Below are 20,539 nucleotides of genomic sequence, written 5' to 3'. Positions count from 1 at the left end.
GCCGGTGTAGAAGAAGTAGCTGATGTCCAGCGACTTCAGGTATTCGTAGCCGTTGAGCTGCTCGTAGTAGGTGTAGGTGACGGCGTCGAACTTCGCCTCATCCTCGGGCGACAGCACGGCGGCGGCGTCGCCCCGGAAATACGAGCCTGTCATCGCCACCAGATGCACCCGGTCGCGCGCGATGAACTGGCCCAGATGCAGGCCCAGCTTGTTATCGGGGCTGGCCGAGACGTGGTGGAACTCGTCCACCGCGATCAGCCGGTCGTCGAAAGCCTCGATCCCGAAGCGGTCGACGGCGAAGCGGAAGGTGGCATGGGTGCAGACCAGCACCGTATCATCGCTGTCGAGGAAGGCCCGCACCGCGTTGACTTTGCCGCCGTCCTCTCCCGGCGCGTTGCACAGGTTCCAGCGCGGGACCACTGTCCAGTCGGCCTCAGCGCCCGGCTCTTGCCCGAGGCGGGGGGCGACTTGATCAGCAGGTATTGCTCGCCCCGCTTCTCATAGGCGCGCTCCTGCATCGGGCGCATGCCGAACTCGTTGGCCTTGGCCGAGGCGCCGCTGCGGGCGTAGGTGACCGAGACGGCCGGGACGGATTTCGGATGGGTCAACGGTCAGGCCTTCATCTTGGAGGCGGGTTTCTTCGCATCCTTGTCCGCGGTCATCTTCGTATAGAGCTCGAACAGTTTTTCCAGCCGCTCGGTGTCGTTGCGGAAGCGGCGGCCGATATAGATGCGCTCCAGGGTCTCGTCGTTGCGGTCATGGGCGGCGCGGAGGTCGGCGGGCATCTTCTCGGGGTTGTAGAGCTCGGCGATGGTGGCGGGGAAATGCGCCTCGCGCGCCAGAAGGATGTCCTCGGCGCAGCGGGTCAGATCCTCGTGGTTCTTCTCGGTCAGTTTGGGGACGGGGAAGGTGTTCCAGCCAAGAGCATTCGAATAGCTGAAATCCATTCTCATTCGCACGCAAACAGTTCCAACCCAAGCGAGATGGATCCTCGATAATATTATTGATAGTTGCCATCGGGGGGCATCGTAGAGAGCATAGCATTTATTTGAGAGAATAACACTCGACGTGACTAGTCCTGCAGGTAAGAATTCACGGTTTTCAGAGCTTATAGCTGGGATCACAATGGTTTCATTGCTGGAGTTAATTGTTCTTTCGAACTTATGCGGGGTATCAACACCCATCCGTCCGCGATCGCTCCCATTCATCCGATACACACGCACCCGCTCAAGCCGGGTGCGCACGGATGGGATGGACTGGGCTATGTCCAGTTGATCATCTTCGATCCAAAGGCAATAACGTTGCGCCCCGTTGATAAATTCGCTGGATCCTATTATTTTTCTAATAATAGATTCTGCGCTTGGTGCCAATCGAATAAGCTCCTCTCGCTCCTCTGGTGTCATCAGTAAATTCCCCTGGTCTCGTGGAATATTCCCTCCGACCATCACAGACTTTCCGAAGAGAGGCTCCGCGGACCTCTCCACGATTATATTCTCGCCCTCGGATAGGTAAGCGTTGATACGAGGCGCGGCTTTTGCGTGCTCCCCGTCAAAAATCGTTCGGTCACGAGATCCAGATGGGCATATTCCAGCAATAATGCATGTAACTTGTGCGTTTTTTGACGCATTATTTCCCCAGAGAAAATTTCTATTGGCGAAGAATATTTCCTGACCGTTGTTGAAGATGCGAGGCCAGATCAGCGGGACCTGAATGCCTTGGCAAATCGAATTCGTGGAAACGAATGCGAAGCACCCACCGCTCCTGATGAAATCAGACGCCTTCCAGAACCACCCCGTGATGTAGTCGATCGCCCGGACCTTTTGCCTACCCGGAACCAACGCGTTGAGGTCATCTTTCTGCTCTTGGTTCTGGTACTTGTCCCCGACATAGGGCGGGTTCCCGCAGACGTAGGTCTCCCCGCCTTCATTCTCAAAATCAATCTGCGCCTGATCCAACGGCGCTCCAAAAAGATCATCCGCCCGATGCTTCACCCCGGTCCCCGTCGGCGGACAGATGCTCAGCCAGTCCAGCCGCAGCGCGTTCCCGCAGGTGATCCAGTTCTTCGCGTCCAGCGGCAGGAACTCGGCCAGGGCCTCCTTCTGGCCCCGATAAGCCACGTCGCACTGATACTCGGCGATGATCAGCGCCAGCCGCGCGATCTCGGCCGGGAAGTCGCGCAGCTCGATCCCCCGGAAATTGGTGAGGGGGATGTCCGTGCGCCGGTCCGTCTCGCCGCGGCGGCGATTGATCTCGGCCTCGATCGCCCGCATCTCCTTGTAGGCGATCACCAGGAAGTTCCCCGACCCGCAGGCCGGATCGAACACGCGGATCTTGGCCATCCGCGCCCGCAGGTTCAGCAGTTTTCGAGGGTTGTCGGCGGCGTCCTCCAGCGTCTCGCGCAGGTCGTCGAGGAACAGCGGGTTGAGCACCTTCAGAATGTTGGGGACCGAGGTGTAGTGCATGCCGAGCGCGCCGCGCTCCTCGTCATCCGCCACCGCCTGGATCATCGAGCCGAAGATGTCGGGGTTGATCTTCTTCCAGTCGAGATTGCCGATGTGGAGGAGGTAGGACCGCGCGATCCGGCTGAAGCGCGGTACGTCGGTGGAGCCGGAGAAGAGCCCGCCGTTCACATAGGGGAAAACGTCGGCCCAGTTGCGCAGCCCCGCGGCGGGGCGGTCCTTGATGGCGGTGTTCATGGCGCGGAACAGCTCGCCGATCACCTCATGGGTGTTGGCGCTGTCGTTGGCGCTCATCTGGCCGATGGTCGCGGTGAACAGGCCCTCGGAGTTGAAGATGCCGGTGTCCTCGGCGAAGAAGCAGAAGATGAGGCGGGCCATGAAGTGGTTCATGTCGTGGCGGCGATCGCCGGCGCCCCAGTCGGGGTTGTCCTTCAGCAGCTCGACGTAGAGGCGGTTGAGGCGGCCGGTGGCCTTGATGTCGAAGGCGCTCTCGCGGATCTGCTTGACGGTGGTGATGCCGGCGAGGGGCAGGAAGAAGCCGAAATGGTCGGAGACGTCGCGATAGGCGCAGGCGAAGGTCTCGCCGGAATTGAGGTCCTCCGCCTCCAGGTCCGCGCCGTCGGTGGCGAGCACGAACTTCGCCTTGGCGCGGGCGGTCGAGGGGCTGGCCTTGAGGGTGGCGAGGGTCGCGGAGACCTCGCCGGGGGCGCAGGCGACGATGTGGATGTTGCTGGTCTGGAGGACGCCGCCGAGGTCGGACTTGTTGGAGGCGCCGGCGCGGAGGCGCTTGAGCGTGGTCTCCTTGTTGCCGAAGGCCTGGAGGAAGGCGAACGGGAACTCGGCGGGGTCGAAGGGCTGTTCGGCGAGGGCGGAGACGGCTTCTTCGATTTCAACGGCGTTCAACGGGGGACCCTCCAGACCTGATCCGGCCAACATCTGCGCGGAACGCATCGGCTGCAAGGCGCCGGTTAGGCAGGGATGATTGGGGGCGCTCTGCTGGCGGGGCCGCGCATCAGTTGGCACGGACAATGCCCGTGGTCACATCTCGGGCGGCCACTGTCCCGCAGTTGCGTTTCCGGCACATATATTCCAATGGCTTGAGCACCGCCCGCGTCCCAACTTCGCGCTCCTCCGTCCACATACATCACCCCTGTCGAAGCCGATCCTGTTGCCGAGAGCCGCCGCGCATCGGGTCGTGGCGGCGCGCATCGCAGGGAAGCGCAGGATGAACAACCTCACGCAGAACCAGCTCGCCGAGCGCTGGAACAAGTCCCCCCGCACGCTGGAGCAGTGGAGGTGGAGGGGCGTCGGGCCGCGGTATCTCAAGATCGGGGCGCGGGTGATCTATCCGCTCGACGAGGTGGAGGCCTACGAAGCCGCGCATCTCCACCAGAACACCTCCGGCCCGCTGGCGGGGGAGGGCTGAGGCCATGCCCCGCCGCCCCGCCCACCACCGGGTGAAGCGCCACCAGGTCTACACCGTCGCCGAGGCGGCCGAGGTCATCGGCATGCATCGCCAGACCGTGATCCGCTGGATTAACGGCAAAGGGGGAGCGCCCCTCCCCGCCGATCGCAGCCGCAAGCCCTGGCTGATCGAGGGCGACGACCTCAAGCGCTGGTTGGTCGCGAGGAAGGAAAGCGCGCGGACCCGCCTCGGCCCGGGCGAGATCTATTGTCTGCCGTGCCGCCGCCCGATCCGCCCCGACGGCGGCATCGCCGATTTCCAGGTCCGCGAGGGCCGGGCCGGCATGCTGATCGGCCTCTGCCCGCATTGCGGCCGGGTGGTCAACCGGGTGGTCCGCGAGGCCGATCTCCCCCGCATCGCGGCCGATCTGGAGGTGACGCGCACGTAGCGCCCTCGACGACTAAGGGGGAGTCCCGCCCGCCCCGTATCCGTCACCTTCATCAAGGAGCCGCAAGACATGTCCAGGAAGCACCCCTCCAACACCCGCGTCCGCCGCGCCTACCTCGTCTGGCTGAAGGACGCGCGCGGCCTGTCGGAGGCCAGCATCGACCGCGCCGCCGCCTCGATCGCCCGCTACGAGGCCCAGACCGGGGGCGCTGATTTCAAGACCTTCCACCCGGAGAAGGCCCGCGCCTTCAAGCGTCACCTGGAGGCGGCGAAGGGGGCTACGAGCGGCGAGCGGCTGTCCGCCTCGACCGTCGACGGGACCCTGCGTGATCTCAAGGCGTTCTTCCACTGGTTGGCGGACCAGCCGGGCTATCGCTCGCGCCTCAAGCATTCGGATGCCGATTACCTGACGTCCTCGCGCCGGACGGCGAAGTCGGCGCATGGCGGCGGCTGGCGTGATCATCCCTCGCCCGAACAGGCGCTGCACGCCCTGCGCATGATGCCGGCGGAAACGCAGGTCGAGCGCCGCGACCGGGCGATCATGGCGGCGCTGCTGCTGACCGGGTCGCGGGACGGGGCGCTGATCACGCTGCGGCTCGGCAATCTTGACCTGCCGGGACGCTGCGTGCACTTCGCGGGGCGCGAGGTCGAGACCAAGTTCGGCAAGCGCTTCACCACCTGGTTCTTCCCGGTCGGCGCGGACGTGGAGGAGATCCTCGCCGCCTGGGCGGAGGAGCTGACCACCGCCCTGCTGTTCGGCCCGGGCGACCCGCTCTTCCCGCGCCAGAAGGTGGGGGTGGCGGCCTCGGGCGGGTTCGAGGCGGGGGCGCTCGACCGCAAGCCGTGGTCCAACGCCGCGCGGGTCTCGGCCACCTGCAAGGCCGCGTTCGAGCGTGTCGGCCTGCCGCCCTTCACGCCCCACCTGCTGCGCAAGACGCTGGTGGACCTCGCCAACCGCCACTGCGTCACGCCGGAGGAATTCAAGGCCTGGAGCCAGAACCTCGGCCATGAGGACGTGCTGACGACGTTCCGAAGCTATGGCGAGGTCGCGCAGGGCCGTCAGCGGGAGGTCATCCTGCGGATGGCTTCCGGGGCGCCCGGGGGCGCGATGCAGGTTTCGGCGCCGGACGACGACCTGGACCTGATCGACCGGGACTGACCCTGGCCGGCGTTTTGATTGCGGCGGAGGGCGCCGCATCGCGCACCACACGCACCCGGTCGGGGTTCAGGCGATAGCCTTGCCAAGCGAGGTTCTCGACCAGGGCGTCCTCGTCCGGCGGGTTGAGTCCCCGGTCGGTCGCCAGCTTCGCGAGGTCCCCTCGAAGCCGGGCGATGGTCGGTCGCCAGCTTCGCGAGGTCCCCTCGAAGCCGGGCGATGCGGCGGCGGACGCCCTCCTCGCCGACGTTCCATAGCGCCGACAACGCGCCCGAGCCGAGCAGCGGCTGGTCCTCTGGAACAAGTCCTCGCCCCAGCGCATCGAGATGAAGATCCGCCAGCGCCGCGATGACCGTCGCGCCGGCGCCCGTGATCCGGCCGAGCCCGTCGACGACGACCGACTTCCGGTCATGGGCGATGCGAAGGGTGAGCACAGGGTCGGAGGCCTGCGGGGCAAGGGGCGCCCGCGCCGGTAGGTCGCCGGCCAGCGCATCGAGACCCGCAAGGCGGACCAGGCTTTCGGGGTCGCAGGTCTCGGGGCGGGCCATCGCCTCGGCGACCTGCGCGTTGATCACCCGGGTCACGCCCTCGCCATGGCGGCGGTGCAGGTCGTGCAGAAGGCGGGCGGCGTTGTCGGCGGGTGTTTCGAGCCAGTCGACCGCACGCTGGATCTCGCCGAAAGCGCCGACGAACTCCGCCGGGCGCATCCGCGTGAAGCGGCGGGCGTTGCGGACATAGCCGAGCGCGATCTCCCGGTCGGGCGCCGTGCGGCGAGGGCCGGCCAGGGGATCGACCTCGTAGGCCTCCTCCGGATCGTCCGCCTCCATACCCGCGGCCAGCATCGCGAACCGCCGGTCGATGCACTGCGAGCAGAGCCCGCAATGCGAGCTCGCCCTGGTCATGTTGCGCACGTCGGCGCAGCTGCGCGAGCCACGGACCAGATCGCGCCCGCCAAGGCCGCGGATCAGCTCCACCACCTCCACCTTCGTCTTCCAGATAAAGGGGTTCTCGACCCGGATCTTTCGCTCGAACACCAGCGACATCAGCCGCCCGAACAGGGCCAGCGCCTGCGGATGGGTCGAGCGCGTGGCCCGCGTGCCGATCACCTGGCCCGAGGGCGGCAGGTTCAGGCTCACCACCCCGTTCTCGAAGAAGCGGATGCGGTCGATCTCGAAACTGCGCCCGATGGCGGTCGCCGCGGCGGCGAAGAACAGCGAGCGGGTCCGGTGGGTGGATTCGCGGGTCGCGCCCTCCTGGAGGTTCAGCCCGATCGGCGCATGCAGCAGCCGCCCCTTGCCGACCCTTTCGCCCAACGCCTTCACAAGGTCGGCCTGCACCCGCTGCACCTTGGTCGCCGAGCGGTGGCTGACCAGCACAAGGCGGGACTGGCGCGAGACCATCTCCTCCAGCGCGCCGGCCAGGGAATCGAGTCCGCCGGAAAACAGCGCCACGCCATCCGGCCGGAAGCCTTCGTCCGTGCTGAAGGGCAAGGCAGGCTCGCGCAGGCCCATCCCTTCTGCCTGCATGAACTCGAAGCGGACGACGTCGTCGGAGATCAGCGCGACGGCGTCGGAGAGCGCGGCGCTGACCTCCTCCCGCGCCCAGAAGGCAGGATCGCGGACCGGCATCCGGAACGCCATGCTCCGCCGCCAGTTCCGCCCCAGTTCATTGTCCCGGTTGTCCCCGCGCGAGATCGCGGCGTCGGCGGCGTAGATCCAAGCGGTGATCTCGATCAGGTCCTGCGCCCGATCCGGCAGCACCGCCACCAGCCGATCCGACAGCGCCCCCATGTCCAGCGTCGCCCAGACCTCCTTCCCGTTGATGTCGAGCGTCAGCTTGCGACGACGCGCGCCCGGCGCCGGGTCCGCGCAGATGATCCGGCGTTCAGGCGGCATCCCGCCGCCGCCCCAGCTCGGCCCGGATTTTCTTGAAGGCGACCGCGGCGAACCTGCCCGCCGCGTCCCGGGTCAGCGTCCCGTCCCGCCAGGCCGTCTTGCCATACCAGCCGCCGGCGAACTCGCGCACGATCCGCGAGGTCTCGATGCAATGCGTCGCCAGCGCCGCGTCGAACACCCGCCGCTCAGCATCGGTGGCGAAGCGGGCGTCGGCGCCGACATGGGCGGCCAGCTCGCGGCTGAGGTAATAGTCGAGGGTCCGCTCGGTCAGCCCGGCGAAGAACGCCCGCGACAGCTCCGCGAACCGGTCGCCCGAGGCGAGACGGCCCAGCGCGCGGCGGACCTCGTCAGGGTGGGGCTCGAACAGGGTGGGGAGCTGCGGCTCGATTTGCCCGACGAGGCTCTCGACCATCGCCAGCCGCGCCAGTTCGCCGAGGTCGGAGCCGGCGCCCTGCGCCTTCAGGTTCCCGTCTAAAAACGCCGTCGCCGCGCTGGTCAGCTCCAGCAGCGTCGGCGCTCGGTCGAGATCAAGCCCGAGCCCCCGCAGCGAGTCCTCATATCCGGGACCACGGGCGGCGAGCGGCAGGTTGGCGAGCAGCCAGAACGCATCCCCAAAACCGGGATCGGCCGAGGCCCGCCCCAGCGCGCCCTCCGCAGCCAGAGCGGCCGCCTCCGCGATCTCCGCGACATCGGCGCCGTCGTCGATCAGGTCGACGACCTGCCGCCAACGCCGCGACCGGGGCAACGTCCCCAGCCGCACATGTCCCATGAGTTCCTCCCCGTTTTGCGGAGAGCCTGCGGCCGCTCACGCGTTCACGCAACGGAAATCGAAATGACCAGGCTTACCCCGCGCTTACCCGATGGGGTGAGGCGTTGCGCCTGTTTTCGCCATGTCATTGAAAAGATTGGTGAGCGGGGTGGGTATCGAACCCACGACCAGCTGATTAAAAGTCAGCTGCTCTACCACTGAGCTACCCGCCCTTGCGCGCCAGGGCATCGGCCCGGCGCGGGGTCGTGATAGGCGCCCGAGCGACCTTGGTCAAGGGCGCGCGACGCCCGCCGCGCATGCAGCGAACACCGGATCTCCGGACCGCGACATCAGGCGCAGCACCGTCGGCTTGCCGCGGTTGGGGTTGAAGGCGTCGACGCGGGCGAGCTCGGTCAGCGCCGGCGCAGCCTCGCCGAAGGCCGCGTCGAGGCGGTCGCGACGGCGATCCTCGATCCAGACCATCGCGCCGGGGGCGTTTTTGAGCGCCTCGGCGGCCTCTTCCTCGGTCAGCAGGGCGGTGTCGGTCCCTTGCAGGAACACCAGGCTCGGCTCCCGAAAACTCTGGCTGGCCGCGGGGTGCCCGGCGCAGGCCGCGAAGGGGGCGGAGGCGCGGGCCATGGCCTGCGACGGGAAGCCCCACCCCAGGCTAGGCAGCGCGAATTGCAGGATCGCGGGGTAGAGGAAGAGGGTGGCCGCGAACATCGCCGGCACGGCGTCGCGGGGCAGGCCGCGCCAAAGCGAGACGGTTCCGAGGCCCACCAGCGCCAGGGCGGGGACCGCCAGAAGGGCGGCGGGCAGGCTGAAGCTCCCGACCAGCGCGGGCAGGACCATGCAGGCGGCGGCCAGCGCCGCGCCGACCGCGCCGAACAGCACCGCCGCGGCCCGCGACCAGCCGAGCCGCGCGATCCCGCCGCCGACCAGCCAGGCCGCGACCAGACCGGCCAGCGCCGGGGTGATCGGCAGCAGGTAATGGGCGAGCTTGGTGGGCGTCGCCTCGATCAGGATCCAGAACGGGATCGCCCAGCCGAGCAGCAGCGCCGCCCAGGGGCGGTGGCGCGCCCCCCAGGCCGCAGGAGCCGCCAGCAGCATCAGCGGCGCCCAGGGCCACAGCACCCCCCAGACGATGGCGAGATAGGTTCCCGGGGGCGCTCCGTGCTTCTCCTGCGCGCCGGCGATCTTGCCGAAGAGATCGCGGCCGAGCGCCTCGGCCCAGAAGCCGCCGTCCGAGGCGATGTGGATCGCGGCGAGCCAGGGCAGGACGAGGGCCAGGAAAAGGACCGGGCCGAAGCCCCGCCACCCCATGCAGGTCAGCGTGCGGGGCGAGCGGGTGACCAGCCAGGTCCAGCCCAGCGACAGGGCCAGGATCAGCGGCGCGATCGGGCCCTTGACCAGCACGGCGAGGCCGAGCGCGGTCCACAGCACGATGCGCAGGGCGAGGGCGTCGGGGGTGGGGTCGACGCGGGCGGGGAGATGCTCGGCCGGGATCTCGGCGAACCAGGCGTCGCGGCGCAGGCCGAAGCCGGCGGCGGTCAGCAGCCGGATCCAGGCCCCCATCATCGTGGTGATGAGGCCGATGAGCATGGCGTCGGTCTTGGCGATGTTGGCCTCGCCCGCCAGCACCATGGCGCAGGCGGTGAGGCCGGCGGCGAGGAAGGCGGCGGGGCCTCCGATCAGCGGGCTCAGCGCCCAGAGCGTCGCCAGCACGGCCAGCGTCGCGCCGATCAGCGAGGGGATGCGCCAGGCCCAGATGCCGGTGTCCTCGGGCCCGCCGACGGCGGCGACGGCGGCGGCCTGCATCCAGTAGATGCCGACGGGTTTCTTCCAGCGCGGCTCGTCCTGGACGCGGATGTCGATGAAGTCGCCCGACTGCAGCATCTGCTTGGTGGCCTGGGCGAAGCGGGCCTCGTCGCGGTCGGTGACGGGGAGGGCCGCGATGCCGGGCAGGAAGAGGACGAGGCAGAGGAGGACCAGCGCCGCGGCCTGGCGGAGGCGGTCGGCGGCGAACGTCTGGCCCGCGCGGCGGCCGAACGCGCCGAAACGCGCCGCGGCCACGGACAGGGGGGCGCGGGCGGGATCGGTGGACATGGCGCTGAACCTCGCGGGACCTTCGGACGGGACCTTGTTGCAGGAACTTGCGGCAGGAATTGGGGATGTTTCAAGCGCGGCCGCGGGGTGCTGCGCGGCGCAGGCCGGCGGCCGCAGGGCGAGGCGCGCGGCCGGGGGCGAGCCGTATCGAGCCCGCCCCCCGGCGTTGCGCGTCGAAAAGGTCAGTCGGCGGTCGGCAGCGTGCCCGTGCCGGAGCCGGTCCCGGCGTCGCCGGAAGCGGCGGGGGCCGTGGAAGACGGGGCGGGCGTGGCGCCGGCCGGAGCCGGCGTCGAGGTCGAGGGACGGGAGCTCGACGCATCGTCGGCCGACGGCGGGGTCAGCAGGCGCTGCAGATCGGGGGCGAGGCCGCCGTCGGCGGGGGTCCCGGCGGGATCGACCGGGGCGGAGACGCCGCCCAGACGGTCGAGCACCGAGCGGTCGCCGCTTTTCTGCGCGGCGATGATGGTGAGGATCAGCGAGGTGGCGATGAAGGCCGCGGCCAGCGCCCAGGTGGCCTTGGCCAGACCCGACGCGGCGCCGCGGGCCGAGGTCAGCCCGCCCCCGCCGCCGCCGATGCCGAGCGCGCCGCCCTCGGACCGCTGCAGCAGCACCATCCCGATGAGGAAGGCCGCGAGGATCAGGTGGACGATGAGCAGTACGTTTTCCATGACGTCGCGGTCCTTCGCGGTCGTTCGTGTCGCGGGCGCCTGCCAGGGGCCCCTTGGAACGGGACCGGCCCGGCGGGGGCGCAATGACGGAGGGCCGGGCGGCGAGGCCCGGCGGTCGGTCGCCCGTTTAACCCCCGCGCGCCGTGATGTCGAGGGCGTGGCGCGCGCGACGCCGCCGCGGGGCAGGACGGCCCGACGGCCCGGGGGGGCGCCTCGGCCGATTCCGCCGGAGCCGCGCGCCGACCGAAGCGCCGACATGGCCGTCGCGCCCGCGCGGCGAATGGCCCGGGGCGCCCTTGGCGCCGTATCATCCCCGACCGTCGCATGCCCCCGGGGCCGCCTCGGCCCTTGCCCTCGCGCTCGCGCCCGGCTTTGCTGCGCGCCATGACGGGTCGCCGTCCTCGCGTCCCCCCTCGTACGCCCCAACGCCGGAGACCGCCCATGTCCGTGACGCTGCGCCCCTTCGCCGGGCATCAGGGCGCCCAGGTGCTCGAGGCCGAACTCCGCTCCGACGCCGCCTCTATCCGCGTGCTGTCCTGGGGCTGCGTGATCCGCGACTGGCGGGCGGAGGCCCCGGAGGGGCCGCGCCCGGTGACGCTTGGCTTCGAGGATTTCGCGCCCTATCCCCTGCATTCCCCCAGCTTCGGCGCGCTCTGCGGCCGGGTCGCCAACCGCATCGCCTGGGCCCGTTTCGCGCTGGAGGGGCGGGAGGTCCGGCTCGCGCCCAACGAAGCCGCCCATCACCTGCATGGCGGAACCGTCGGCTTCGGGCGGCGCAACTGGGCGATGGAGACCGACGGCGCCGCCCTGCGCCTGACCCGGACCAGCCCGGACGGCGAAGACCTCTATCCCGGCGCGGTGGCGCTCGAGGTGATCATGCGGCTCGAGGGCGCGCGGCTGCGGATGGATATCTCGGCCCGGCCGGATCGCCCGACGCCGATCAACCTCGCCCAGCATTCCTACTGGAACCTCGGGGGGGCGGGGGCCGGGGGCGGCGACGTGCTCGACCATCGCCTGCGCCTCGCGGCCGGGCGCTTCACGCCCACCGGCCCCGACCTGATCCCGACCGGCGAGATCGCGTCGGTGGTGGGCACGGAGCTCGATTTCCGCCAACCACGTCCGCTGCGGGGGCCGGACGGCGCCCCCCTGCCGATCGACCTGAACTTCGTGCTGGACGCGGACCGCGACCCCGACGCCCCCGCCGCCGAGGTGCTGTCGCCCGCCGGCGACCTGCGCCTGCGGCTCTGGACCGACCAGCCCGGCATCCAGGTCTACGACGCCCCCGGCCTCGCGCTGCCGGTTCCGGGGCTGGAGGGGCGGGTCTACGGACCCTTCGCCGGCCTCTGCCTCGAGCCGCAGAATTTTCCCGACGCGATCAATCAGCCGGGGTTTCCCGATCCGGTCTTCAGCCCCGAGCGCCCGTATTTTCAGCGGCTGGAGATCGAGATCGCCCGGCCCTGACGCCTAGTCCCCCGCCATCGGATGGCGGGTCAGCACCAGGTCCTTCAGGCGCGCCTCCAGCACATGGGTGTAGATCTCGGTGGTGGCGAGGTCGGCATGGCCGAGCAGGGTCTGGATCACCCGCAGATCGGCGCCATGGGCCAGCAGATGGGTGGCGAAGGCGTGGCGCAGGGTGTGGGGGGAGACGCGGGTCGGATCGACCCCGGCCTCGGCCGCCAGCCCGGTGATCAGCTGCCAGAGCCGCACGCGGGTCAGGTGCCCCGCCTTGCCGGCGGAGGGGAAGAGGAACGGCGATTTCGCTAGCCGCTTGTCCGCATCCCGCATCGCAAGCCACGCGGTCAGCGCGGCGCGGGACGGGCCGGTCAGCGGCGTGATCCGCTCCTTCCCTCCCTTGCCGCGCACCAGCAACACGCGGGGATCGCCGCGGGCGGCGGCGACGGGCAGGGCGCAGAGCTCGGTCGCGCGCAGGCCGGTGGCGTAGAGGAGCTCGACGAGGCAGGTGAGGCGCAGCGCGTCGCGGGCGGCGGCCCCGGTCTCGCGCCGCGGCGCGCGGGCGGCGTCGAGCATCGCGCCGGCCTCGGCCTCCGACAGCGTCTTGGGCAGGCGCCGCGCGGCCCCGGGCCCGGCGATGCGGGCGGCGGGGTCGTCGTCGCGCCAGCCTTCGGTCAGCGCGAAGCGGAAGAACTGGCGCAACGCCGAGAGTTTTCGCGCGCGGGTGGCCCGGCTCAGCCCGCGGGCGTCGAGATCGGCGAGCCAGTCCTCCACCACGAAGCGGTCCGCCCGCCAGCCGTCCCGCCCCGCGAACTCCGCGAAATCGGTCAGGTCGCGGGCGTAGGCGACGAGCGTGTTGGGCGCGGCCCCGCGCTCGGCCAGCATCGCTTCGAGAAACGCCTCGATGCGGGCCGCGTCCATGCCGGGCTCAGAGCTCCGGGGCGGGCGCGGGCAGGGTCACCTCGCGCACCGGGGGCGGCAGATCGGCGAGCGCCGCATACACCGCGAAGCCGGCCGCGGCCAGCAGGATGAGATAAAGAAGATACCTGTAGACCACCGACATGCCTGATCCGCCTTCATGCGGGCGTCTGCGCGCCCTATCGCCTGACCGCGCGGTTCCGGGCGGGTCGCCCGGGGTCCGCGTTTTCCGTTCCGGTCGCCCAAATATTTACGGTCGCCCGATCTTCAACGCGCGCCCGACCGCATCCGGTCGGCTATCGCGTTCGGTCCGCCGCGCCGCGCAGGATGACGGGAGACGTCCCGGGGACGCGGGAGCGAGCTTACGCCGACCGTCCTCCGCCCGCAACGGAGGCCGCGGCGGCAGGGCGGCGCGACGCCGGGCGCGAAATCCCGAGACGCGGCGTTTCCGCCTTTCGAACAACGCCTTGCGACGTCCCCGCGGCCATCGGGCGCGAGGGGACCGCAGCCGCATCCCGCCCGCGATCCGCCGGCCTCCGCCGCCCCGCCGGCCAAAAACCGCGCTTGACGCGACGCGCCCGGCACGCCAAGCCCGGACATCGCCTGAAGAACGCTTCGATCCTCCGTCGCCGCCTTCGCGTCGCCTCTCGTCCGACCGCCCCGCGGCCGACCCCTGCCGGAAGACCGAACTCGCGCCCGCCATGACGCCTGAGCCCAGCCTGCCCCTCATCGATCTTCCCGGAACCCGGCTGGCGCAGCCGCGGCCGATCCGCGCCGTGGTGCTGGTGGGGCTGATGGGGGCGGGCAAGACCTCGGTCGGGCGCAGGCTCGCCGCGGCGCTCGCCACCCCCTTCGTCGACTCGGACGAGGAGGTGGAGCGCGCCGCCCGCATGACGGTGCCCGAGATCTTCGCCTCGCTCGGCGAGCCCAGCTTTCGGGATGGGGAGCGGCGGGTCATCGCCCGTCTGCTGGAAGGCGGCCCCCGGATCATCGCCACCGGCGGCGGGGCCTGGATGAACGACGAGACGCGAAGCGCGATCCGCGAGCGCGGGGCCGCCGTGGTCTGGCTGCGCGCCGAGCTCGACACGCTGGTCGAGCGGGTGTCGCGCCGCGCCGGGCGCCCGCTGCTCGCCCAGGGCGACCCGCGCGAAATCCTCGCCCGCCTGATCGAGCTTCGCCATCCGGTCTACGCCCAGGCCGACGTGGTGGTGGACAGCCGCGCCGGCGACCGGCACGAGACCGTGGTCGCCCGCATCATCGAGGCGCTGTCGGCGCGCGGCGACGTGGTCAGCGTCGACAGGGACGCCGACTGAGGCCTGCGGACGGGGCCTGGCCTGCCGCCGAGAGCCCTGCGAAACCAACCGGAACCGGGAGAAGACATGCGCGAGACCGTGGACGTGGCGCTGGGGGCGCGGGCCTATCGGATCGAGATCGGGCCGGGTCTTCTGGCCCGCTCCGGCGAGCTGATCGCCCCCTTGCTGCCGCGCCCGCGGGTGGCGGTGATCACCGACGAGACGGTCGCCGCCCGCCATCTGGGCGCCCTGCGCGACGGCCTCGCCGCCGGCGGGGTGAGCATGGATGCGCTGGCGCTGCCGCCCGGCGAGGCCACCAAGAACTGGACGGATCTGGGCCGGACCGTGGACTGGCTGCTCGACCAGAAGGTCGAGCGCGACGACCTGGTGGTGGCGCTGGGCGGGGGCGTGATCGGCGACCTGGCGGGCTTCTCCGCCGCCATCCTGCGCCGGGGCGTCGGCTTCGTGCAGATCCCCACGACGCTGCTCGCCCAGGTCGACAGCGCGGTGGGGGGCAAGACCGGGGTGAACGCGCGCCAGGGCAAGAACCTGATCGGCGCCTTCCATCAGCCCCGCCTGGTGCTCGCCGACATCGACGTGCTTGACACGCTCCCGCCGCGCGAACTGCTGTCGGGCTACGCCGAAGTGGTGAAATACGGGCTGCTCGGCGACGCGGAGTTCTTCGAGTGGCTGGAGGCGGAGGGCCCCGCACTCGCCGCCGGGAACGCCGCCGCCCGGATGCGCGCCGTGCGCCGGTCCTGCGAGATGAAGGCCGAGATCGTGGCCCGCGACGAGACCGAGCAGGGGGACCGCGCGCTGCTGAACCTCGGCCACACCTTCGGCCACGCGCTGGAATCGGCCACCGGCTATTCGCAGCGCCTGCTGCATGGGGAGGGGGTCTCCATCGGCTGCGCCCTGGCCTTCGAGCTGTCGGCCCGCCTCGGCCTCTGTTCGCAGGAGACGCCGGGCCGGGTCGCGGCGCATTTCGAGGCGATGGGGATGCGCGCCCGGCTTTCCGACATTCCCGGCGAACTGCCCGACGCCGACGGCCTGCTGGCGCTGATGGCCCAGGACAAGAAAGTGAAGGCCGGCGCGCTGACCTTCATCCTCGCCCGCGGCATCGGCGAGGCCTTCGTCACCCGCGACGTGCCGCGAGAGGCGCTGTCGGCGCTGCTGCGCGAATCGCTCGCCGCCCGCCGGGCCTGAGGCGGCCGCCGGCCTTCGCCGGAATCCGTGGTTTTCAGCGGCTTGTGGTGAGGCCGATTCGCGAAAGCGGGTTTTTGCGACGACGCTATCCTTGCGATCAGAGTGCAAACCCAAGGCTGATGCTGGGCCGGGCCGACCGGGTTTGCCGCGGCGTCTCGCCCGGTGGCGAATGATCGACGGACGTCCGGCGCCGAGGCGCCGGTCGTGAAGGCCTGGCGGCTTCAGTTCGGGCCTGGGTTGCGGGCGTCGACGGGGCCCGGCGCATCGACCCGGCGATCCGGAACGCCTGTCTCGGCCTGCCGGCCTGTTCGAATCCGCCGTCCTGTCGCTGTCCTCCATGGCGCCGCCCGCGGCGACCTGAGGCGCGTTGGCGGGCCGGGGCGGGCGGGCTCAGCCCGAGCAGCTCGCCCCGCCCAGCACGCAGAATTTCGAGCAATGCGGGTGGTTCAGCTTCACCGGCCGGGCGGCTTCGGCCAGCGTCTCGCCGAGTTCGAACGCCGGGTCGTAGGGGATCAGCGTGCAGGCGGCGACCGAGGCGCGCGCCGCCCCTCGCCGGCGCACCACCATCCGGGCCGAGGCGCACATCACCGAGTCGGGCGACACGTCGAGGATCCCCCAGCATGCGGTGGTGATTTCGGGCGTCGGCGCGTCCGCGTCCATCTCGGGGAAGATGACGCAGGCGCCCGGGTCCGCCGCGTCGATGGCGAAGCCTTCGCGGGCGAAGAGCGCCGCATAACCCGCCCGCGCCTCCGCCTCGCCGCCGAGCCGGGAGGCGCGCCCGGCCACCGCCAGCTTCGCCCCCCCCGCATGGTCGCGCAGCCAGCGCATCCCGATCAGCGAGGCCTCGAACGCCCCCGCCCCCCGCTCCGCGTCATGTCCGGGGGCTGCGTAGTGGTCGAGCGACACGCGCAGCGTCAGCCGGTCTCCGAACCGGGCGGCGAGATCCGCAAGCCCCGCCTGCATCGCGGGCCGCATCATCGGGCGCATGGCGTTGGTCAGGATCAGCGTGTCGAGGCCGGCGAGCAGCGCCGCTTCGGCCATGCCGATCATCTCGGGGTTCATGAACGGCTCGCCGCCGGTGAAGCCCGCCTCGCGCAACGGCCAGCCCAGCGTCCGGGCCTCTTCCAGATAGGTTTCGACCTCGGTCCGGGTCAGGTAGACCAGCCGGTCGTTCCTGGGCGAGCTCTCGATATAGCAGGTCGGGCAGTCGATATTGCACAGGGTTCCGGTGTTGAACCACAGCGTGCGCGGGTCGCTCAGCGGCACGGCGGCGCGCGGCTCTCCGGTCGCGGTCAGGTCGGGGTCGGCGAAGCGCGCGCGCGCCGCGTCGCACTGGGCGGCGGCCGGGGCGTAGGCGTCGTCGAAGGTCATGGGCGTCTCCGTAGGGCGCGAGGCGTGCAGGGCGCCGGAGGGGCAGGGCGTCGTCCCGCCCACTAGGCCTCGGCGCGGGGCCGCGGGGCAAGAGGGGGGAGGCCGCGGGCGTCGCGCCGGATCATCAAGCTTGCGTGCATCGCGGTCCTCGGGGCGATTTCGAGGCGAAATGCGCCGTCGCGGCGGGTTTTTCGCAGCATGAGCGCCGGTTCCGCCGCCGTCGATCCGCGCGCGCCGCCGGCTGCCGGGGTCGGCGGCCGCCCGCGCCCCCGGTCCCGCGCGCCGCGGGCGGAACGGCGTCGTCGGCGCGCGTTTTCCGCGGCGCCTCTCTCCCACGCCCCTGCGGCTGGACGGGCGCGCCCGTCGCCGTTATGGGGAACCTCAACCGATCCCGATCCCGCGCGCGCCGCAACCCGCGCGCCGGGCGATCGCCGCAGACACAAGGCCCGGAGCGCCCGTCCATGCAAGACTTCCGCACGATCAAGATCGCGCCCTCGATCCTCGCCGCCGACTTCGCCGCCTTCGGCGAGGAATGCCGCGCGGTGGAGGCCGCGGGCGCCGACTGGATCCATGTGGACGTGATGGACGGCCATTTCGTGCCCAACATCACCTTCGGCCCGGAAACCGTCCGCGCCCTGCGCCCGCATGTGGCCGGCGTCATCGACGTTCATCTGATGATCGCGCCGGTCGACCCCTATCTCGCCGCCTTCGCCGCCGCGGGCGCCAACATCATCACCGCCCATGCCGAGGCCGGCCCGCATCTCGACCGCACCCTGCAGGCGATCCGCGAGCTCGGCTGTCATGTGGGCGTGGCGCTCAACCCCGCCACCCCGATCTCGGCCATCGAGCACGTGCTCGACCGCATCGACCTCGTCTGCGTGATGACGGTGAACCCCGGCTTCGGCGGGCAGAAGTTCATCATGGCCCAGGTCGAGAAGGTGCGCGCGCTCAAGGCGATGATCGGCGCCCGCCCGATCCATATCGAGATCGACGGCGGCGTGACCGCCGAGACCGCGCCGCTGGTGGCCGCGGCCGGGGCCGACGTGCTGGTCGCCGGTTCGGCCGTGTTCAAGGGCGGCTCGGCGCGCGATCCCAAGGTCTACGCCGACAACATCCGCGCCATCCGCGAAGCGGCCGAGGCCGCGCAGCCGCCGCTCGTCGCCGCCTGAGGCGGGGGGCGGGCCGGCCCGCAGGTTCGACGCAAGACATCCCCGCCCGCCCCCCGCTAGCACCGGGGGGCGCAATTGGCAGGAGATGACGGCATGGACCTCGATTTCGGCGGCAAGACGGTTCTGGTGGTGGGCGGCTCCAGCGGCATCGGCAACGGCATCGCGCAGGCGTTCCGGGCGCGGGGCGCCGACGTCCATGTCTGGGGCACCCGCGCCGCCGCCGCGGACTACGCCGGCAACCCCGACAGCGACCTCGACGGGCTGACCTACGCGCAGGTCGACGTCTCCGACTTCGCCGCGGTCGAGGCCGCCGTGCCCGGCTTCGAGACGCTCGACGTGCTGGTGCTCAGCCAGGGCACGGTGATCTACAAGGGCGGCGAGTTCGAGATGGCCGGCTTCGCCAGGGTCATCGACGTCAACCTCAACAGCCTGATGGCCTGCGCGATCCGCTTCCACCCGATGCTGGCCGCGGCCAGGGGCGCGCTGATCACCATCTCCTCGACCGCGGCCTATCACTCGACCCGGGGCAACCCGGCCTACGCCGCCTCCAAGGTCGGGGTGGTGGGGCTCACCCGCACGCTGGGCGAGGCCTGGGCCCGCGACGGCATAAGGGTCAACGGCATCGCGCCGGGCCTCGTCGACACCAAGCTGACCAAGGTCACCACCGAGAACCCCGACCGGCTGGCGGCGACGCTGAAGTCGATCCCCATGCGCCGGCTCGGCCTGCCGGTCGACATGGCCGGGGTGGCGCTGTTCCTCGCCTCGCCGCTGGCGGCCTATGTCTGCGGCCAGACCATTCCGGTGGACGGCGGCCTGATTCTCTGACCTCCAGCACAGGCCGGCGGGGTTGTCGCCGGCCTGTGAACAAACAAGTCCGGACCGAGACATTCTGGCGCGATGGTCGATATCCTGCGACCTTTCCCCTGCGCTTTTTCCGGATCTTCTTCCCCTTCAAGCACCTGATTTCATAAAATTTTGCATTTTCGAGCGGACCGCCTCGCTCGTCGGCGCGCGAAGCCTCTCGTCAAAAACACCGAGCTGGTGTACCACATCTTTGAACGCACGCTGAACCGTGTGGACTCCGGGGGCGGAGTCTGCGCGGACTATGGGGAATAACATGAACGTCTATCGCACCGCTCGCGCGGCGGCGTACGCCATGGGTATGGCTACGCTCGCCACGCCTGGGCACGCCGCTGTTTTGAATGCCCAAACGCTGATGTCGGGCTTCAACAACATCGTCCTGGGGGACATCAGCAACAACAGCGAGACGCAGGGAACGGTCTTCATCGGGGGCGACTACAATCGCACCGGCGGCGGATCGGACAAGGGCGTCAATCCCGACCGCCTCGCCGCGGTCGACGTCGGGGGGGGCATCTCCGGCACGTTCATCGTCGGCGGAAGCGTCTACAAGAGGCCGCATCTGGCGTCGGGCGACGCCAAGATCGGCGGGACCATCAATGGGTCGATCATCAACAACGGCGGCGGCTCGATCCAGACCGGCGTCTCAGGAATTCCGGTGGAGCAGGTCGGTCAGGTCCTCAAGAAGGCCTCGCTGGACCTGAGCAAGCTCGGCTCCACGTCGAACGGAACGGCCTACCTCTCCGACCGGAACCAGTTGCGCCTCGACGTGTCGGGCACCTCGAGCGCGCTGGCGGTGTTCAACATCTCCGGGTCGGTTCTGGCGAGCGGCACCTTCCAGGGCATCAACGTCGATCCCTCGATCACGGTGGTCGTCAACGTCAGCGGCACCAATATCAATGTCGGCGCCAACTTCAATCAGGTCAACACCAACGTGGTGTTCAACTTCTTCGAAGCGGCGACGCTCAACTTCAACTCGACCTTCAACTATTCGGTGCTTGCGCCGCTGGCCAACGTCAAGGTGGGGGGCGGCGGCATCAAGGGGACGGTGGTTTCGGGCAACCTCGTCCAGAATTCCGAGATCCGGCCCGGGACATTCACGGGAACGCTGCCGCTGACGGACACATCGAATTCGGTGGATCCGCCGTCGGCGGTGCCGCTGCCCGCTTCGTTCGTGCTGCTGGGCGGCGCCCTCGCCGGACTTGGGATGTTGCGCCGGAGCCGTCGCGCCGCCGCCTGAGGCGACGTCCGCCCCCGAGCGCCGCGCCGGGTCCTTCGAGGATCTCGGCGCGGCGCCGATCAGAGCCTGGCGCGGGCGGACCGAAACGGTTTTCGCCCGGGCCCTGACCGCCGCCTCACCATCGGCGAAGAGCAAGGCGATGGCTTTCA

General features: G+C 70.2%; 17 protein-coding genes, 1 tRNA gene and 1 pseudogene. 9 read left to right on the top strand and 10 right to left on the bottom strand.

Annotation, left to right across the window (positions count from 1 at the left end; translation table 11 throughout):
* Positions 1 to 420, bottom strand: a pseudogene (locus tag ACTB72_RS13805) (DEAD/DEAH box helicase); the annotation flags it as partial.
* 191 nt (positions 421 to 611) lie between these two features.
* Positions 612 to 3,362, bottom strand: coding sequence for a class I SAM-dependent DNA methyltransferase (locus ACTB72_RS13800; protein ID WP_463037578.1), 2,751 nt, complete (start codon positions 3,360 to 3,362; stop codon positions 612 to 614).
* Positions 3,363 to 3,684: 322 nt separating this feature from the next.
* Between ACTB72_RS13800 and ACTB72_RS13795 the strand changes: the two genes are divergently transcribed.
* The 3 genes from ACTB72_RS13795 to ACTB72_RS13785 all read left to right on the top strand — a co-directional run bounded on the left by ACTB72_RS13795 (position 3,685) and on the right by ACTB72_RS13785 (position 5,470).
* Positions 3,685 to 3,885 carry a helix-turn-helix transcriptional regulator gene (locus tag ACTB72_RS13795; protein WP_463037577.1) on the top strand — a complete coding sequence of 67 codons (201 nt, stop codon included), beginning with the start codon at positions 3,685 to 3,687 and terminating at the stop codon, positions 3,883 to 3,885.
* Positions 3,886 to 3,889: 4 nt separating this feature from the next.
* Positions 3,890 to 4,312: a helix-turn-helix domain-containing protein gene (locus ACTB72_RS13790; protein WP_463037576.1), complete on the top strand. Its 423-nt coding sequence runs from the start codon at positions 3,890 to 3,892 to the stop codon at positions 4,310 to 4,312.
* A 69-nt stretch (positions 4,313 to 4,381) separates the two neighbouring features.
* Positions 4,382 to 5,470: a tyrosine-type recombinase/integrase gene (locus ACTB72_RS13785; RefSeq protein ID WP_463037575.1), complete on the top strand. Its 1,089-nt coding sequence runs from the start codon at positions 4,382 to 4,384 to the stop codon at positions 5,468 to 5,470.
* On the opposite strand, the gene ACTB72_RS13780 is transcribed toward ACTB72_RS13785, so the two are convergent.
* The 5 genes from ACTB72_RS13780 to secG form a co-directional block, all read right to left on the bottom strand.
* Positions 5,371 to 7,362, bottom strand: coding sequence for an adenine nucleotide alpha hydrolase family protein (locus tag ACTB72_RS13780; protein WP_463037574.1), 1,992 nt, complete (start codon positions 7,360 to 7,362; stop codon positions 5,371 to 5,373). The two genes, ACTB72_RS13785 and ACTB72_RS13780, sit on opposite strands and share 100 nt — an antisense overlap.
* On the bottom strand, positions 7,352 to 8,131 hold the full coding sequence (locus tag ACTB72_RS13775) for a hypothetical protein (protein ID WP_463037573.1): 780 nt from the start codon (positions 8,129 to 8,131) through the stop codon (positions 7,352 to 7,354). The genes ACTB72_RS13780 and ACTB72_RS13775 overlap by 11 nt, the downstream gene beginning before the upstream one ends.
* 137 nt (positions 8,132 to 8,268) lie before the next feature.
* Positions 8,269 to 8,343, bottom strand: a tRNA-Lys gene (locus ACTB72_RS13770).
* Positions 8,344 to 8,401: 58 nt separating this feature from the next.
* Positions 8,402 to 10,216, bottom strand: coding sequence for an ArnT family glycosyltransferase (locus tag ACTB72_RS13765; RefSeq protein ID WP_463037572.1), 1,815 nt, complete (start codon positions 10,214 to 10,216; stop codon positions 8,402 to 8,404).
* Between the two features lie 182 nt (positions 10,217 to 10,398).
* The gene (gene secG / locus ACTB72_RS13760; protein ID WP_463037571.1) at positions 10,399 to 10,884 is read right to left on the bottom strand and encodes a preprotein translocase subunit SecG; all 486 of its coding nucleotides are present in this window, start codon (positions 10,882 to 10,884) and stop codon (positions 10,399 to 10,401) included.
* Positions 10,885 to 11,325: 441 nt separating this feature from the next.
* On the opposite strand from secG, the gene ACTB72_RS13755 reads away from it, so the two are divergent.
* The gene (locus ACTB72_RS13755; protein WP_463037570.1) at positions 11,326 to 12,345 is read left to right on the top strand and encodes an aldose epimerase family protein; all 1,020 of its coding nucleotides are present in this window, start codon (positions 11,326 to 11,328) and stop codon (positions 12,343 to 12,345) included.
* Between the two features lie 3 nt (positions 12,346 to 12,348).
* On the opposite strand, the gene ACTB72_RS13750 is transcribed toward ACTB72_RS13755, so the two are convergent.
* Positions 12,349 to 13,257, bottom strand: a complete 909-nt coding sequence (locus ACTB72_RS13750; protein ID WP_463037569.1) for a site-specific tyrosine recombinase XerD — start codon at positions 13,255 to 13,257, stop codon at positions 12,349 to 12,351.
* A 7-nt stretch (positions 13,258 to 13,264) separates the two neighbouring features.
* Positions 13,265 to 13,399 carry a hypothetical protein gene (locus ACTB72_RS13745; RefSeq protein ID WP_463037568.1) on the bottom strand — a complete coding sequence of 45 codons (135 nt, stop codon included), beginning with the start codon at positions 13,397 to 13,399 and terminating at the stop codon, positions 13,265 to 13,267.
* Positions 13,400 to 13,955: 556 nt separating this feature from the next.
* Between ACTB72_RS13745 and ACTB72_RS13740 the strand changes: the two genes are divergently transcribed.
* Both ACTB72_RS13740 and aroB read left to right on the top strand, forming a co-directional pair.
* Positions 13,956 to 14,567 carry a shikimate kinase gene (locus ACTB72_RS13740; protein WP_463037567.1) on the top strand — a complete coding sequence of 204 codons (612 nt, stop codon included), beginning with the start codon at positions 13,956 to 13,958 and terminating at the stop codon, positions 14,565 to 14,567.
* Between the two features lie 66 nt (positions 14,568 to 14,633).
* The gene (aroB, locus tag ACTB72_RS13735) at positions 14,634 to 15,752 is read left to right on the top strand and encodes a 3-dehydroquinate synthase (RefSeq protein WP_463037566.1); all 1,119 of its coding nucleotides are present in this window, start codon (positions 14,634 to 14,636) and stop codon (positions 15,750 to 15,752) included.
* Positions 15,753 to 16,142: 390 nt separating this feature from the next.
* Here aroB and ACTB72_RS13730 read toward each other — a convergent pair whose 3' ends face one another.
* Positions 16,143 to 17,123: a radical SAM protein gene (locus ACTB72_RS13730; protein ID WP_463037565.1), complete on the bottom strand. Its 981-nt coding sequence runs from the start codon at positions 17,121 to 17,123 to the stop codon at positions 16,143 to 16,145.
* Between the two features lie 461 nt (positions 17,124 to 17,584).
* Between ACTB72_RS13730 and rpe the strand changes: the two genes are divergently transcribed.
* The 3 genes from rpe (at position 17,585) to ACTB72_RS13715 (ending at position 20,390) form a co-directional block, all read left to right on the top strand.
* Positions 17,585 to 18,292: a ribulose-phosphate 3-epimerase gene (gene rpe / locus ACTB72_RS13725; protein ID WP_463037564.1), complete on the top strand. Its 708-nt coding sequence runs from the start codon at positions 17,585 to 17,587 to the stop codon at positions 18,290 to 18,292.
* 93 nt (positions 18,293 to 18,385) lie between these two features.
* Positions 18,386 to 19,117: an SDR family NAD(P)-dependent oxidoreductase gene (locus tag ACTB72_RS13720; protein ID WP_463037563.1), complete on the top strand. Its 732-nt coding sequence runs from the start codon at positions 18,386 to 18,388 to the stop codon at positions 19,115 to 19,117.
* A gap of 292 nt (positions 19,118 to 19,409) precedes the next feature.
* Positions 19,410 to 20,390 carry a collagen-binding domain-containing protein gene (locus tag ACTB72_RS13715; RefSeq protein ID WP_463037562.1) on the top strand — a complete coding sequence of 327 codons (981 nt, stop codon included), beginning with the start codon at positions 19,410 to 19,412 and terminating at the stop codon, positions 20,388 to 20,390.
* Positions 20,391 to 20,539 lie beyond the last annotated feature (149 nt).

The organism is Albimonas sp., from assembly GCF_055129145.1.
This window is presented reverse-complemented; position numbering and strand designations above follow the sequence as displayed.